Raw genomic sequence first — 16,379 nt, 5'->3', positions numbered from 1 at the left:
GCGCTGACATCACTGTCAACGCCACTCAGTTCAGTCCTCGCGACGCAGATGCGGGAACAAAATGACGTCGCGGATGCTCGGGCTGTCGGTCAGCAACATCACCAGCCGGTCAATGCCGATTCCGCAGCCGCCTGTCGGCGGCATGCCGTATTCGAGCGCGCGAATATAGTCGGCATCGAAAAACATGGCTTCTTCGTCGCCAGCGTCTTTCTGATCGACTTGCTTCTGAAAGCGCGCGGCCTGATCTTCCGGATCGTTCAATTCGGAAAAGCCGTTGGCGATCTCGCGGCCCGTGATGAACAACTCGAAGCGCTCCGTAATGCCCGCCACGCTGTCCGACTCACGCGCGAGCGGCGACACTTCGATTGGATAATCGACGATATATGTCGGCTCCCACAGTTGCGATTCGGCCGTCTCTTCGAAAAGCGCCAATTGCAATGCGCCAATGCCCGCATTCAAAAACGCCGGTTGCGTCGTATCCACGCCGAACTTTTTCAATTCCGTGCGCAGGAACGCGGCGTCGCCGAGTTGCGCGTCGGTGTATTGCGGCGCGTATTTTTGAATAGCCTGATTGATCGTCAGCCGATGAAACGGCTTCGAAAAATCGAGTTCGCGGCCCTGATACGTGATGCTCGCGGTGCCGAGCGAGTCGATTGCCGCCTGGCGGATCAGTTGCTCGACGAAGTCCATGAGCCAGTGATAATCCGTGTATGCGGCGTAGAACTCCATCATCGTGAATTCCGGGTTGTGTCGCGGCGACACGCCTTCGTTCCGGAAATTACGATTGATCTCGAACACACGCTCGAAGCCGCCGACGATCAGCCGCTTCAGATACAGCTCCGGCGCGATGCGCAGGAACATCTGCATGTCGAGCGCGTTGTGGTGCGTAACGAAAGGCTTGGCCGCCGCGCCGCCCGGAATGGGGTGCAGCATTGGCGTTTCGACTTCCATGAAGCTCGCCTGCGCCATGAAATTGCGAATGGAAGTGACCGCCTTGGTCCGCGCCATGAAGGTCTTGCGCGACTCCGGCGTGACGATCAGATCGACATAACGCTGGCGATAGCGCATTTCCTGATCGGCAAGGCCGTGAAACTTGTCGGGCAGCGGACGCAGCGCCTTCGAAAGCAGGCGCAGTTCCGTGCAGCGCACCGACAGTTCGCCCTTGTTCGTGCGAAACAGGACGCCGCGCGCGGCGACGATATCGCCCAGGTCCCACTTCTTGAAGGCGTCGTAAGTCTCGGCGCCGACGTCCGCGGGCGTGATAAAGAACTGGATCTGGCCGCTGCCGTCCTGGACCGTCGCGAAGCTGGCCTTGCCCATCACGCGCTTGAGCATCATGCGGCCGGCAAGCGCCACGGGCAGGGGATTGGCTTCGAGTGCTTCCTTGTCGGTATTGGCGAATTCGCCTTGCAGCGCGGCGGCCTGATGCGTCGGACGGAAGTCGTTCGGATAAGCGACGCCTTGCTCGCGCAGCGCGCGCAATTTGTCGCGACGCTCGCCGATGATCTGGTTTTCTTCCAGTTCGGGCGCGGCGCCCGCTTGAGTCGGTTCGGTCATGATGTGTAGCTTTCGATACGGTGGGATGCGGCGCGGCGAGGGCCAGACGAAAGCGCGGATACCGAAAGCCGGGATCCGCGCCGCGAAACTCAAACGCCCTGTTTCAGGCTCGCGCTGATGAAGTCGTCGAGGTCGCCGTCGAGCACGGCGCGCGTGTTGCTCATTTCCACGCTGGTGCGCAGGTCCTTCACGCGGCTCTGGTCGAGCACATAGGAGCGGATCTGATGGCCCCAGCCCACATCGGTCTTGCTCGATTCGAGCTTGTCCTGTTCGGCCTGGCGCTTGCGCATCTCGAATTCGTAGAGACGCGCCTTCAGCATCTGCATGGCTTCCGCGCGGTTGCGGTGCTGCGAGCGGTCGTTCTGGCACTGCACGACGATGCCAGTCGGCGCGTGCGTGAGACGCACCGCGGAGTCGGTCTTGTTGATGTGCTGGCCACCCGCGCCCGAAGCGCGATACGTGTCCGTGCGGATATCGGCGGGATTGATTTCGATCTCGATCGAATCGTCGATTTCCGGATACACGAACACCGACGAGAACGACGTATGCCGCCCGCCCGACGAGTCGAACGGCGATTTGCGCACGAGGCGGTGAATGCCCGTCTCGGTACGCAGATAGCCGTAGGCGTATTCGCCTTCCACCTTGATGGTCGCGCTCTTGATGCCGGCGACGTCGCCTTCGGATTCCTCGAGCACTTCGGTCTTGAAGCCCTTGCGTTCGCAATAGCGAAGATACTGGCGCAGCAGCATGGACGCCCAGTCGCACGCCTCGGTGCCGCCCGCGCCCGCCTGGATGTCGATGAAGCAATTGTTCGGGTCGGCCGGGTTCGAGAACATCCGGCGAAATTCCGTGTCTTCGACGCGCACTCGCAGTGCTTCCGCGTCGGTTTCGCAGGCGACGAGCGTTTCTTCGTCGCCTTCCTCGTGCGCCATCTCGAAGAGATCGCTGGCGTCGCGCAGGTCGTTGTCGAGCGCGGTGAGTTTCGACACCACGCCGTCCAGCAGCTTCTTCTCACGACCGAGCGCCTGCGCGTTCTTCGAGTCGTTCCAGACGTTCGGGTCTTCGAGTTCTTTGTTGACTTCGGCTAGACGCGCTGACTTGGCGTCGTAGTCAAAGATACCCCCGTAGCTCGCCCGCGCGACGGCGCAGGTCGGCCAGAAGGCTTTCGATCGCGTTGAGACGTTCCGCTTCCATTGTCGATCTTCGGCTTCGTAAAAAGGTGCAATTATAGCCGATCGACCAAGTTTTCCCGCTTCGAGCGGGCCGTTCCGGCGGGTTTTCAGCCCGCGTGTTCGACGATCAGCTGCACGCGCGCCACGCCGTTCCATGAATCGCTGACGAGCCGGTAAGCGACCGTCGCGCGCGCCGGAAGCGGGTCGACATGGTTGAACCAGATCGCGTTGAAGCGCTGGCGCCCGCGCAGAAGTTGCAGCTTCAGATGCTTGTCCTTGACGAGCGCCTGCGACGCGACCTCGAACTCGCCGGAAAACGTGGGCGCCGGAAAGCCTTGTCCCCACACGGCCGCGTCGATCAATTCGACGAATTGCGGCGTGAAGTACGCGTCCTCCAGTTCGCCATCGGTTTCGATGGTGCGTGAAAGCGCGTCGGCCGTCAGCCATTCGCGTCCGATGGCCTCGAACGCGGCCGTGAAGCGCGGAATGTCTGCGGTGGCGAGCGTGAGGCCCGCCGCCATCGCGTGACCGCCGAATTTGTGGATGAGACCGGGTTCGCGCTTCGAAATGAGATCGACGGCGTCGCGCAGATGAAAGCCCGGAATCGAGCGGCCGGAGCCTTTGCAGAGCACGCCGCTGTCGTCGGCGTGCGCGAAGGTGAACGACGGCCGATGAAACCGCTCCTTCAGCCGCCCCGCGACGATGCCGATCACGCCCTGATGCCAGCTCGCGTCGTAGAGCGTGAGCGTGGCGCGCTCGCCGGGGTCGAGCGTCTGCAATTCGGCGAGCGCCTGCTGCTGCATGCCCGCTTCGATCTCGCGGCGCTCGCGGTTCATGCCGTCGAGTTGTTGCGCGAGTTCCCACGCGCGGCCGATATCGTCGGTCGTCAGGCATTCGATGCCGAGCGACATGTCCGACAGCCGTCCCGCCGCGTTCAGACGCGGTCCGAGCGCGAAGCCCAGATCGAAGCCGGAAGCGGTGCGCGCATCGCGGCTCGCGGCCCGGAAAAGCGCGGCGATGCCCGGCTGCATGCGGCCCGAGCGAATCCGCTTCAAACCCTGCGCGACGAGAATGCGATTGTTGGCGTCGAGCTTCACGACATCCGCGACGGTGCCGAGCGCGACCAGATCGAGCAGGCCGTCGAGACGCGGTTCGGGGCGGCCATCGCCATAGGTGTCGCGACGCCGCAGTTCGGCGCGCAGCGCGAGCAGCACGTAGAACATCACGCCCACGCCCGCGATGCATTTGCTCGGAAACGCGCAGCCCGGCTGATTCGGATTGACGATCGCGCGCGCGGCGGGCAACTCGTCGCCGGGCAAGTGATGGTCGGTGACGACGACTTCCATGCCGAGCGCATTGGCGGCCGCGACGCCATCCACGCTGGCAATGCCGTTATCGACCGTAATCAGAAGATCGGGTACGCCGCGTGGCGAACGCGCCGCCAGTTCGACGATCTCCGGCGTGAGCCCGTAGCCATATTCGAAGCGGTTCGGAACCAGATAATCGATGTCCGCGCCGAACATGCGCAGCCCGCGCACGGCGACGGCGCAGGCGGTCGCGCCGTCGCAGTCGTAATCGGCGACGACGAGCATGCGCTTGTTCGCTGCGAGCGCATCGGCGAGAACGACGGCGGCGGCATCGCAACCCTTCAGGCCGACGGGCGCGTGCAGGCGCTTGAACTCGGTTTCGATTTCGTCGGGCGACGTGACGCCCCGCGACGCATACAGCCTCGCGATGACGGGGTGCAGGCCGTGGCTTGCGAGGGCTTCGGCATCGGCGGGGGAGGCGGCGCGGGTAACGATACGCGTCATGCTGTCAGTGACCTATTCGATGAAAAGCGCCGCGATCGGCCGGCGTCGCCAGAACTTGCGCAAGTCCGAGCGCGTGACGCCGAGCGTCACCGAGCCTGTATCGCCGCAGAGCGTGATACCGAGTTTCTTGAGCGTGCCGTTCGCGAGCGCGTCGAGCGCGGGCGCGAACCACGCGGTTTCGAGCGCCTGCAACGAGTCGTTCCAGCGCGCCCAGTCCTGTTCGATGAACGGCGCCGAGAACGGATCGAGTTCGACGAGCGTCGTGCCTTCTTGCGCTTCTCGCCCGTTGGCGAGCGCGGCGAAAGAGTCGGCTGGCGCTTCGGGCGCGATGTTCGAGGCGAGCGCGAGACCGCGTGTGGCGGCGGCGTCGGACATGATGCGGGCGAACGGGCTCTTGACCGGACGCAGCGTGCCTTGTCCGTGCAGCCAGATGGAGTTGATCGCAGGCAGGCCGCGCGACTCGCGTTCTTCGTTGACCGGATGTTCGAACCACGCCATCTGGATTTCGTTCTGCAACTTCATCCACGCGCGCGAACGTTCGCCCGTGCGGGCTTCGTGCGGCAACCAGATTTCGATGTTGCGTCCCGTCGCGCGCAACGGCGACGCGCCCGCGAGCGCGCCCAGCGCGCCGCCCGACACATACCAGCGCAACGGCGTGGGCGCTTGCAGCGTGATGCCGAGGTCTTCGATCACGGGTCGCGCCGTATCGAAGAGCGTGCGGGCTTCTTCCGTGCGCACGCCGAGCGTGGCCGGATCGATGAGCACGAGATGGTCGTGCGCGATACGCACGTGAACCGGCTCGATACAGGCCCAGAGCGCATCGCCGGGCGTGCCGCCATCGGCGAGGAGCATGTAGGGTGCGAGCGGCGCTTCGTCGGAGTTTGGCGCGGCGGCATCGAAACGTTGCGCAATCCAGCGCTCGTGCGGCAGCGTGCGCTGAAAGTCTTCGCCGATCACCCGTTCTTCCAGCGTCGCGCGCGCGAGGAGTTTGTCGAGCGCCGCGCTTTGCAGCCCGTGTAGCGCGGTGGCGGCGTCTGCTGCGGCAGGCAGCGCGAAGGGGAGCAGAAGATGGAGGTCGGAAACGGGCATGATGGTCGGCATTGTAGGGCAAAGGCGCACGCGGCATCGGTGCTCGCCATCGCCCTGGAAGAAGCGATTTCTTCGTCGCCGGACATCGATCGGACCTGCGCCGCGCCTTTGAATTGTCCTAATATGGCAAACTTTCGCCAATTTCGCGCTCGCGTCGCGCTGCATCCGCTAGTCGCGCATGTGCGTAATCAAGAGAGAAGCGCAAAACCGAAGCCGCAAGCAACGACGGCAACGCAGCAACCGTAGAAGAAAGGATTCGCTTGAAACTCCCGTATGAATGGCAGATAGGCTGGCGCTACACGCGCGCCAGCAAACGCACCACAGGCAACGGCTTCATCTCCTTCATCGCGCTCGTGTCGATGGCGGGCATCGCGCTCGGTGTCGCCGCGCTGATCGTCGTGCTCTCGGTCATGAACGGCTTCCAGAAAGAGGTGCGCGACCGCATGCTCTCCGTGCTCGCGCACGTGGAGATCTTCTCGCCGACCGGTTCCATGCCCAACTGGCAAGTGACCGCGCAGGAAGCGCGCCGCAATCCGGAAGTGCTCGGCGCGGCGCCCTATGTCGAAGCCCAGGCGCTGCTCACGCGTCAAGGCGCGGTGAGCGGCGTGGCGTTGCGTGGCGTGGAGCCGTCGCTGGAACCGGAAGTGTCGGACATCGGCAAGGAAATGCGCTCGGGCGCGCTCGCGGACTTGAGGCCGGGCGAATTCGGCATCGTGCTCGGACGCGATCTCGCGACCAATCTCGGCGTGATGACCGGCGACAAGATCACGCTCGTCGCGCCCGAAGGCACGATCACGCCGGCCGGCATGATGCCTCGACTCAAGCAATTCACGGTGGTCGGCATCTTCGAGTCGGGCCACTACGAATACGATTCGACGCTCGCGCTCATCTCCATTCGCGATGCCGAGGCGCTATTCCGCCTGCCTGCGCCAACCGGCGTGCGGCTGCGGCTGAAGGACATGCAGCGCGCGCCCGAAGTCGCGCGGCAACTCGCGCACACGCTCTCGGGCGACTTGTATATTCGCGACTGGACGCAGCAGAACAAGACGTGGTTCTCCGCCGTGCAGATCGAAAAGCGGATGATGTTCATCATCCTCACGCTGATCATCGCGGTGGCGGCGTTCAATCTGGTCTCGTCGCTCGTGATGACCGTCACCGACAAGCAAGCCGATATCGCCATCCTGCGCACGCTCGGCGCGCAGCCAGGATCGATCATGAAGATCTTTGTGGTGCAGGGCGTGACGATCGGCTTCATCGGTACGGCGCTCGGCGTGACGTTCGGATGTCTCGTCGCATGGAGCATTCCGTGGCTCGTGCCGATGATCGAGCATCTCTTCAACGTGCAGTTTCTGCCGCCTTCGGTTTATTTCATCAGCGAACTGCCGTCCGAACTCGTCCCGGGCGATGTCATGAAGATCGGCGTCATCGCGTTCCTGTTGTCGTCGCTGGCTACGCTGTATCCGAGCTGGCGCGGTTCCAAGGTTCGTCCGGCGGAGGCGCTGCGCTATGAGTGACTTGAACCAGAACGATATCGTGTTGCACGCGTCTTCCATCTCGAAGACTTTCGTGCAGGGCGGCTTCAACGTGCAGGTGCTCGACAACGCGCAACTGGAAGTGCGGCGCGGCGAGAAGCTCGCCATCGTGGGCGCGTCGGGATCGGGCAAGAGCACCTTGCTGCATGTGCTCGGCGGCCTCGACGAACCGAGCGCGGGCAAGGTCTCGCTGCTCGGCAAGCCGTTCACGCAGTTGAAGGAAAAGGAGCGCAACGAGTTGCGCAATCGCGCGCTTGGCTTCGTGTATCAGTTCCATCATCTGCTGCCGGAATTCACCGCGCTCGATAACGTGGCGATGCCGCTGCGCATTCGCCGCATGCCGGAAGACGAGGCGCGCCGCGAAGCGATGGTCATGCTGGAGCGCGTGGGCATCGGGCATCGCGCGAAGCATCGGCCGGGCGAACTGTCGGGCGGCGAGCGCCAGCGCGTGGCCATTGCGCGGGCGCTCGTCACGCATCCGGCGTGCGTGCTCGCCGATGAACCGACCGGCAATCTCGACGGCGGCACCGCCGACACGGTCTTCAATCTGATGCTGGAACTGTCGCAGACGCTTTCGACGAGCTTCGTGATCGTCACGCACGACCCCGATCTGGCCGCGCGATGCGACCGCATCATGCGCCTGCGCGACGGCGTGCTGCACGAAGAGCCGTCCGTGCCGGTTTAATCACGCGCGCCGCGGAGGACACCATGTGGATCGATACGCACTGCCATCTCGATGCCTCGGAGTTCGACGCGGACCGCGCCGCCGTCGCGGATGCCGCGCTCGGCGCGGGCGTGTCGCGTATCGTGATTCCGGGTGTGGATCGCGGCAACTTCGACACCGTGCGCGATCTGGCGCATGGCATCGCGGGCGGGGCGTACGCGCTCGGCATCCATCCGCTTTTCACGCCGGGCGCGCGGGAGGACGATTTGCGCGTTCTGCGCGAGAAGATCGAGGCGAGTCTCGACGATCCGTTGTTCGTCGGCATCGGCGAAATCGGGCTGGATTACTTCGTGCCCACGCTCGACGACGCGCGCCAACAGTTCTTCTACAACGAGCAACTCAAGCTCGCGCGCGAGTTCGATCTCGCGGTGATCTGCCATGTACGCAAGTCGCAGGACAAGGTGCTGAAGGGCTTGCGCGTGCATGCCATCCGATGCGGAATCGCGCATGCGTTCAACGGCAGTTTTCAGCAGGCCGAGGCGTTCATCGCGCAAGGCATGCATCTCGGTTTCGGCGGCAATCTGACGTTCGAGCGCGCGCGACAGATCCGCCGTCTGGCCAGCGACTTGCCGCTCGAAGCCATCGTTCTCGAAACCGATTCGCCCGATATCGCGCCTTCCTGGCGTTACAAGGGGCGCAATTCGCCGGACCAGGTTCCGGGGATCGCGAAGGTGCTGGCCGAGTTGCGCGGCATCGATGAAAACGCGCTTGCCATCGGCACAACGGCTAACGCGCATCGCGCATTGCCCCGGCTCGCGCTTGCCTCTGCATAATCGTTCGCAGGTTTCGCATTGCTTCGGATGACTTGGTTTTCCGATGCGGATGCGTTCGCTTCGATCGAACGTGTGGGTGAGGATAGGTGCGCGCGATATTGCTCGGTTTCGCGGCGGGCGTCTGGTGGTTACAACAGCAGGCGCAATTGCCGTCGTGGTTGGCGTGGTTCTGCGCTTCGTTGTGCCTTTGCTGCATCGGTGCGAGTGGGGCCCGCCGGCGTATGGCATTCGTCCTGGCCGCGTTCGCATTCGGTTTCGCCTATGCCACGTTGCGCGCCGACGTGCGACTGAAGGCGCATCTGCCGGTTGCTTACGAACAACGCGATATCGCGTTGACCGGCTTCGTGCGCGGTCTGCCCGAGGCTCAGACGGACGGCGTGCGGTTTCTGTTCGAAGTCGAATCGAATGGCGCGGGGTTGCGAGACTTTCCGCGCATCGTCAGATTGCTGTGGATGCCCGCCGAGCGAGGCCACGCCAACGCGCCGCCGACGCTCGTGCCGGGTCAGCGCTGGACGCTTTACGCGCGTTTGAAGCGTGCGCACGGCAACGCGAACTTCGGGCTGCGCGACAGCGAAGTCGCTTTGCTCGAACGCAATATTCGCGCAACGGGCGCGGTGTCGAACGTGCGGGCGCCACGGCGTTTGCGTGTCGATGCGCGCGGGCCGCTGCTCGCGATAGAGCGCATGCGTGCGCATCTGCGCGGACGCATCGAGACCGTGCTCGCGGATGCGCCACATCGGGGGATCGTCGTGGCGTTGGCGGTGGGCGCGCAGTCATCGGTAAGCGATAGCGACTGGGCCATCATGCGCGCGACCGGCACGAGCCATCTCGTTGCGATTTCGGGGCTGCATATCGGCTTCGTGGCGGGGCTCGCGGCGTGGTTGTGCGGCTTCGCATGGAAGCGCATGCGGCTGCGTGGCATGGCGGTGCCGCTGTGGGTATCCGCGCCGAAAATCGCGGCCTTGGGCGCGGCAATCTTCGCTTCCTGCTATGCGGCGCTCGCCGGTTTCAACGTGCCCGCGCAACGCGTGCTGTGGATGCTGGTCGTGTTCGGCATCGGATTTATCGGCGGGCGAAGGCCGGCTTCTTCGCTGGTGTTCTGCTGGGCGCTCGCGTTCGTGCTGCTTGCCGATCCGTGGGCCGTGACGTCACCCGGATTTTGGCTTTCGTTCGGCGCGGTCGCGGCGATTCTGCATGGCATCGCGTCGGTGGGGCGGCAAGCGGTGAGGGTGGTGGAAGATGCAGAGACGATCGCGCGGGAGATGGAGGCGCGGGAGCCGCCGGATCCCGACGCTGGCCGGCAGCGAGCGAATGCGGCGCGAGGCCAGCCCGCCGCGCTCGTGCGTGACGAGAGTAACGACAGCGCTCGTGTGCCGATCGCGTCCCCGGCACATACCACGCCGCTCGAAGAGGCACGGCGCGTGATCAACCCAAGCCCCGGTGCTTTCCAAAAGCTCACCGGAGCTTGCCGCCGTGCCGCATCGAATGGACGTCGTCACGCCTTGTCGAGCCTGCGCGTGCAATACGCCGTGACACTCGCGCTCGCGCCTCTGACCATCTACTGGTTCTCGCAGATACCGCTCATCGGCCCGTTGGCCAACTTGTTCGCGATTCCCTGGGTCAGCGTGCTCGTGACGCCCGCGACGCTCGCGGGACTGATCCTTCCCGCGCCGTTGGACGCCCCCGCGCTCCATTTCGCGCATGCATCGTTGAGCATCATGATCGATGGGCTCGCCCGCCTCGCGGCCACGACGAATTCACCGCTCTGGCACTTGCCGCAACCCGGCGCGTTTGCGCTCGTCGCCGCATGCGTGGGCGTCGCGTGGGCGCTTGCGCCGCGCGGCTGGCCGTTGCGCTTTGCCGCGCCGCTCACGTGGCTGCCGCTTCTCGCATCCGCGAATCACGTGACGCCGCATGGCGAGTTTCGCGTGACCGCGCTCGACATCGGGCAAGGCTCGTCGCTCGTCGTCGAAACCCGTCGTCATACGCTCGTTTTCGATGCCGGTCCCGGCCCCGAATCGACGCACGCGGGCGAACGTATCGTCGCGCCGTATCTGCTCGCGGCGGGCATCCGCTCGCTCGATACGCTCGTCATCAGTCACTCCGATTCGGACCACGCAGGCGGCGCGCCCGCAGTGCTGCAAGGCATCGCGGTCGAGCAACTGCTCGCGTCGCTGCCCGCAAGCGACCTGCTCTGGTCGGATGCACGCGCGCGCGGGGCCGAGAGGCTGCGCTGCGCGGCAGGTCAGCACTGGACGTGGGACGGCGTGGACTTCAGCATGCTCTGGCCGGATGCCGGGCCGCTTACCGGCAAGCCGAATCATCAAGGTTGCGTGATGAAGGTGACGAACGCGGAAGGCCGCAGCGCGCTTTTCACCGCCGATATCGAGGCAGGCGACGAACGCACGCTCATTGCGCGAGATCGCGCGGCGTTGCACGCGGACGTGCTGATCGCGCCGCATCACGGCAGCCGCACGTCATCGACCGAACCGTTTCTCGACTCCGTGAAGCCGCTCGCCGCGATATTTCAGATGGGTTATCTCAACCGTTTTCATCATCCGAACCCGACCGTTTATGCGCGCTATCAGTTGCGCGAGATCGCGCTGTCGCGAAGCGATGAAGACGGCGCGGCGCGGATCGACTTCGGGCAAGAGATCGTGCTCGAACGCTTCCGGCAGACTCACTTGCGCTACTGGATGAATCGCTGAACGAGGCGCCGTTCTCAGGACATCGTCCGCGCGCATGCACGTATCGCGCGGTGCGGCGCATGATCGTATGTTTGTGCTGAAACGGGCGTTCGCACCGCCCGCGACAGACATTGCGAGCATCGCCGAGGCGCGCACCGATGCAGGGCATTTGCGCCGCCGATCCTCTGGGTGGGCGCGTGCCTTTACGGTATAATCCGTTTTTCCCGCGAGCATCTAGCGATGACCAAATATGTATTCGTCACCGGCGGCGTAGTTTCTTCCCTTGGCAAGGGTATTGCCGCCGCCTCCCTCGCCGCGATCCTCGAATCGCGCGGTCTGAAAGTCACCCTCCTCAAGCTCGATCCCTACATCAACGTCGACCCCGGCACGATGAGCCCGTTCCAGCACGGGGAAGTGTTCGTGACCGAAGACGGCGCCGAGACCGATCTCGACCTCGGCCATTACGAGCGCTTCATCAGCACGAAGATGCGCAAGGCCAACAACTTCACCACGGGCCAAATCTACGAATCGGTGATCCGCAAGGAACGTCGCGGCGAGTATCTCGGCAAGACGGTGCAGGTCATTCCGCACATCACCAACGAGATTCAGGCTTTCGTCGAACGCGGCGCCGCCGCGGCGACGTGCGGGCAGCCTGACGTGGCAATCGTCGAAGTGGGCGGCACGGTGGGCGACATCGAATCGCTGCCGTTCCTCGAAGCCGCGCGTCAGATGAGCCTGCGCATGGGCCGCAACAGCGCGTGCTTCATCCACCTCACGCTGGTTCCGTTCATCGCCACCGCGGGCGAGCTGAAGACCAAGCCCACGCAGCACAGCGTGCAGAAGCTGCGTGAAATCGGTATCTATCCGAACGTGCTTCTCTGCCGCGCCGACCGCCCGATCCCCGACGACGAGCGCCAGAAGATCTCGCTCTTCTCGAACGTGCATGAGGAAGCGGTCATCTCGGTGTGGGACGTCGACAGCATCTACAAGATTCCGCAGATGCTGAACGATCAGGGCCTCGACGAAATCGTCTGCAACGAGTTGAAGCTCTCGCCGCCGCCGGCCAACCTGAAAATGTGGTCGGATCTCGTCGAAAAACTCGAGCATCCGAAGAACGAAGTGACCATCGGCATGGTGGGCAAGTACGTCGAACTGACGGAGTCGTACAAGTCGCTGATCGAAGCGCTGCGTCACGCCGCCATTCATACGTCGACCAAGGTCAACATCGAATATATCGACTCCGAGCAGATCGAAGCCGAAGGCGCGGACGGTCTCAAGCATCTCGACGCCGTGCTGGTGCCGGGCGGTTTCGGGCGTCGCGGCACGGAAGGCAAGATCAAGGCAATCCGCTATGCGCGCGAGTCGAAGACGCCGTATCTCGGCATCTGTCTCGGCATGCAACTCGCGGTCATCGAGTTCGCGCGCGACGTCGCCGGTCTCGCCGACGCCAACAGCACCGAGTTCAATGCCGACACGACCAATCCTGTCGTCGCGCTCATCACCGAGTGGTACGACCGTGCGGGCCGCGTCGAAAAGCGCAGCGAGGAATCGGATCTCGGCGGCACCATGCGTCTCGGTTCACAAAAGTGCCCGATCAAGGCCGGTACGATGGCCGAGCGTATTTACGGCACGGATGTGAACGAGCGTCATCGTCACCGTTATGAGGTCAATAACCGTTTCGTGCCCCAGCTCGAAGCCGGCGGGCTTATCATCAGCGCCCGTACGCCGAGCGAGGATCTGCCCGAAATGATGGAGTTGCCGCAAGCACAGCATCCGTGGTTCGTCGGCGTCCAGTTCCACCCGGAATTCACGTCCACGCCGCGCGACGGGCATCCGCTCTTCAAGGCATTCGTCGAAGCGGCGCGCGCGCATAGTCTCACGGCTGGCGGCGCGAACACCACGCAGACCGCGGCCACGGCAGGAGCGCAAGCATGAAGCTGTGTCACTTCGAAGCGGGACTCGACAAGCCGTTCTTCCTGATCGCGGGAACCTGCGTGGTGGAGTCGGAGCAGATGACTATCGACGTCGCCGGGCGTCTCAAGGAAATCACCGACAAGCTTGGCGTGCCGTTCATCTACAAGTCGTCCTACGACAAGGCGAACCGCAGCTCGGGCAAGTCGTTTCGCGGCCTCGGCATGGACGAAGGCTTGCGTATTCTCGGCGAAGTGAAGAAGCAACTCGGCTTGCCGGTCCTGACGGACGTGCACGCCGAGCACGAGATCGAAGCGGTGGCATCGGTCGTGGACGTGCTGCAGACGCCTGCGTTCCTGTGCCGTCAGACCGACTTCATCCATGCGTGCGCGCGTTCGGGCAAACCGGTCAACATCAAGAAAGGCCAGTTCCTCGCGCCGCACGACATGAAGAACGTGATCGACAAGGCGCGTGACGCGGCGCGTGAAGCCGGTCTTTCGGAAGACCGCTTCATGGCGTGCGAGCGCGGCGTGTCGTTCGGCTATAACAACCTCGTGTCCGATATGCGCTCGCTCGCCATCATGCGCGAGACCAACGCGCCTATCGTGTTCGACGCAACTCATTCGGTGCAGTTGCCGGGCGGGCAAGGCACGAGTTCGGGCGGCCAGCGTGAGTTCGTGCCGGTGTTGGCGCGCGCGGCGGTGGCCGTGGGCGTGTCCGGGCTTTTCATGGAGACGCATCCCGATCCCGCGTGCGCGAAGTCGGACGGCCCGAACGCGGTGCCGCTGCATCGCATGGAAGCGTTGCTCGAAACGCTCGTCGCGCTGGATCGCGCGGTCAAGAGCGGTCCTTTTCTCGAAAACGACTTCAGCTGATCGTCAAATCGCTTCAGGCAGGAAAGCGGGCGTCGCCTTCACGGCGTCCGTGTCTTAAAAATAGTCACGCGGAGTGACAACATAAGAGGAGATGGGCGTGCAAGGCCTGGCGGCACGAGGGCTTGTCAAACGCGCCGCGGCCGCAGCAAAACGCATGCAGCCGGTTTCATGTGCGGACCATCGATTTCGACAGTGCCAGACGGTTCGATCGTCGCTGGCGCCAGGCTCGCGCGGCAACACGCGGGCAAGCGCCACGGAATGAACCTGATGGCCGTGGAAGGTGTCTCAAGCGAAGCCGTCGCGCGCGAACCTGGACGCGCGAAGCATCGCTGTGACTGACAGAATTCATCGTCAATTTGAGGAAACCATGAGTGCTATCGTAGATATCATCGGCCGCGAGATTCTCGATTCGCGAGGCAATCCGACCGTCGAATGCGACGTATTGCTCGAGTCGGGCACGATGGGCCGCGCAGCGGTGCCGTCGGGTGCATCGACGGGCTCGCGCGAAGCCATCGAACTACGCGACGGCGAAGCCGGCCGCTATGGCGGCAAGGGCGTCCTGAAGGCAGTCGAACACATCAACACCGAGATCTCCGAAGCCATCATGGGTCTCGACGCCTCGGAGCAGGCATTCCTCGACAAGACGCTGCTCGAACTCGACGGCACCGAAAACAAGTCGCGACTCGGCGCGAACGCAATGCTCGCCGTTTCCATGGCGGTTGCGAAGGCCGCAGCCGAGGAAGCGGGACTGCCGCTGTATCGCTACTTCGGCGGCTCGGGCGCCATGCAACTGCCGGTGCCGATGATGAACATCGTCAACGGCGGCGCGCACGCGAACAACAGCCTGGACATCCAGGAATTCATGATCGTGCCGGTAAGCCAGCCGACCTTTCGCGAAGCCCTGCGTTGCGGCGCCGAAGTGTTCCACGCGTTGAAGAAGATTCTGGCCGATCGCGGCATGAGCACGGCAGTGGGCGACGAAGGCGGCTTCGCGCCGAACTTCGGCAGCAACGACGAGTGTCTCTCGACCGTCCTGCAGGCTATCGAGAAAGCGGGGTATCGCGCCGGTGAAGACGTGCTGCTCGCGCTCGACTGCGCGGCAAGTGAGTTCTACCACGACGGCAAATACCAGTTGGCCGGCGAAGGTCTGCAACTGTCGTCCGGCGAATTTTCGGACTATCTGGCGACGCTCGCCGACAAGTTTCCGATCGTCTCCATTGAAGACGGCATGCACGAAAGCGACTGGGACGGCTGGAAGACGCTGACCGATCGCCTTGGCAAGAAGATTCAGCTCGTCGGCGACGACCTCTTCGTCACCAACACGCGCATCCTGAAGGAAGGCATCGACAAGGGTATCGCCAACTCGATCCTCATCAAGATCAACCAGATCGGCACGCTCACCGAAACCTTCGCGGCGATCGAAATGGCGAAGCGCGCGTCGTACACGGCGGTCATCTCGCACCGTTCGGGCGAGACGGAAGATTCGACCATCGCGGATATCGCCGTCGGTCTGAACGCCGGCCAAATCAAGACCGGCTCGCTGTCGCGCAGCGATCGCATCTCGAAGTACAACCAGTTGCTGCGTATCGAGGAAGACCTCGGCGATATCGCAAGCTACCCCGGCAAGTCGGCGTTCTATAACCTCCGCTAAAGCTTTTGCCGCTTTAGTCGATAAGAACGTTAGTCTTATTTTCAGCCCGCCGCCCACGGCCTCGACGTCAATAGAGGTTGCCGGGCGGCGCTTATTTCGGCTACTCGAATGCGGCTCGTAACTGTCGTTCTGGTCTTGTTACTGGCGCTGATCCAATACCCGTTGTGGTGGGGACACGGCGGCTGGCTTCGCGTGCATGAATTGCAGCAGCAGCTCGCGCAGCAAAGCGACAAGAACACGAATCTGAAGCTGCGCAACGAGCGCGTTCAGGGTGAAGTGCAGGATCTGCAAAGCGGCACCGCGGCTGTCGAAGAGCGCGCGCGCTATGAGATGGGCATGGTGAAGGACAGCGAGGTGTTCGTGCAATTCGTCGCGCCGAACTCCAACGCGCCTGTCAACTCGGCAAACGTGCCCGGCATGAACGGTTCGACGCGTGGGCAAGTTTCGGCAGCGCCGTTGCGCGTGGTGCCGAATCCGGTTTCGCGCTCGAAGCAGGAAATGCGCGACGCGGACAAGAAATTGCAGAAGGAAAAGGCCGCCGAAGCGAAGAAGAAGCAGGGCGCGGCTAACTGAGCGGCTTTTCGTTTTTCTCGGCAA

At 63.5% G+C, this 16,379-nt stretch carries 12 protein-coding genes; 8 read left to right on the top strand and 4 right to left on the bottom strand.

The window, feature by feature from the left end:
- Positions 1–30: 30 nt before the first annotated feature.
- The 4 genes from lysS to NCR40_RS08760 form a co-directional block, all read right to left on the bottom strand.
- Positions 31–1,557: a lysine--tRNA ligase gene (gene lysS, locus NCR40_RS08775; protein ID WP_244825614.1), complete on the bottom strand. Its 1,527-nt coding sequence runs from the start codon at positions 1,555–1,557 to the stop codon at positions 31–33.
- 89 nt (positions 1,558–1,646) lie between these two features.
- A protein-coding gene (gene prfB / locus NCR40_RS08770) for a peptide chain release factor 2 (protein WP_244825612.1) occupies positions 1,647–2,751 on the bottom strand; the annotation gives its coding sequence in 2 pieces (ribosomal slippage) (positions 1,647–2,669 and positions 2,671–2,751; 1,104 coding nt in all).
- 85 nt (positions 2,752–2,836) lie between these two features.
- Positions 2,837–4,540, bottom strand: a complete 1,704-nt coding sequence (recJ, locus tag NCR40_RS08765) for a single-stranded-DNA-specific exonuclease RecJ (RefSeq protein ID WP_250509241.1) — start codon at positions 4,538–4,540, stop codon at positions 2,837–2,839.
- A 12-nt stretch (positions 4,541–4,552) separates the two neighbouring features.
- On the bottom strand, positions 4,553–5,641 hold the full coding sequence (locus NCR40_RS08760; protein WP_244825610.1) for a regulator: 1,089 nt from the start codon (positions 5,639–5,641) through the stop codon (positions 4,553–4,555).
- Between the two features lie 248 nt (positions 5,642–5,889).
- Here NCR40_RS08760 and NCR40_RS08755 point away from each other — a divergent pair, with 248 nt between their 5' ends.
- The 8 genes from NCR40_RS08755 to ftsB all read left to right on the top strand — a co-directional run bounded on the left by NCR40_RS08755 (position 5,890) and on the right by ftsB (position 16,355).
- A complete protein-coding gene (locus NCR40_RS08755) occupies positions 5,890–7,143 on the top strand; it encodes a lipoprotein-releasing ABC transporter permease subunit (protein WP_244825609.1) in 1,254 nt (417 codons plus the stop codon).
- Positions 7,136–7,846, top strand: coding sequence for a lipoprotein-releasing ABC transporter ATP-binding protein LolD (lolD, locus tag NCR40_RS08750; protein ID WP_244825608.1), 711 nt, complete (start codon positions 7,136–7,138; stop codon positions 7,844–7,846). Before NCR40_RS08755 ends, lolD begins: the two co-directional genes overlap by 8 nt.
- 23 nt (positions 7,847–7,869) lie before the next feature.
- On the top strand, positions 7,870–8,658 hold the full coding sequence (locus tag NCR40_RS08745; RefSeq protein WP_250465187.1) for a TatD family hydrolase: 789 nt from the start codon (positions 7,870–7,872) through the stop codon (positions 8,656–8,658).
- An 86-nt stretch (positions 8,659–8,744) separates the two neighbouring features.
- On the top strand, positions 8,745–11,366 hold the full coding sequence (locus tag NCR40_RS08740; RefSeq protein ID WP_250509240.1) for a DNA internalization-related competence protein ComEC/Rec2: 2,622 nt from the start codon (positions 8,745–8,747) through the stop codon (positions 11,364–11,366).
- A 219-nt stretch (positions 11,367–11,585) separates the two neighbouring features.
- Entirely contained in the window at positions 11,586–13,280 is a 1,695-nt protein-coding gene (gene pyrG / locus NCR40_RS08735) for a CTP synthase (protein WP_250509239.1), read from the top strand.
- Positions 13,277–14,131: a 3-deoxy-8-phosphooctulonate synthase gene (kdsA, locus tag NCR40_RS08730; protein WP_244825602.1), complete on the top strand. Its 855-nt coding sequence runs from the start codon at positions 13,277–13,279 to the stop codon at positions 14,129–14,131. The genes pyrG and kdsA overlap by 4 nt, the downstream gene beginning before the upstream one ends.
- A 367-nt stretch (positions 14,132–14,498) precedes the next feature.
- Positions 14,499–15,782 (top strand): phosphopyruvate hydratase, encoded by a 1,284-nt coding sequence (gene eno, locus NCR40_RS08725; protein ID WP_244825600.1) that lies wholly within the window; start codon positions 14,499–14,501, stop codon positions 15,780–15,782.
- Between the two features lie 108 nt (positions 15,783–15,890).
- The gene (ftsB, locus tag NCR40_RS08720; protein WP_250509238.1) at positions 15,891–16,355 is read left to right on the top strand and encodes a cell division protein FtsB; all 465 of its coding nucleotides are present in this window, start codon (positions 15,891–15,893) and stop codon (positions 16,353–16,355) included.
- Positions 16,356–16,379: the final 24 nt, after the last annotated feature.

This window comes from Caballeronia sp. GACF4 (assembly GCF_023631025.1).
GTDB lineage: Bacteria > Pseudomonadota > Gammaproteobacteria > Burkholderiales > Burkholderiaceae > Caballeronia.
Note: the sequence above shows the minus strand (reverse complement) of the source record. Positions and strands in the feature narration are given on the sequence as shown.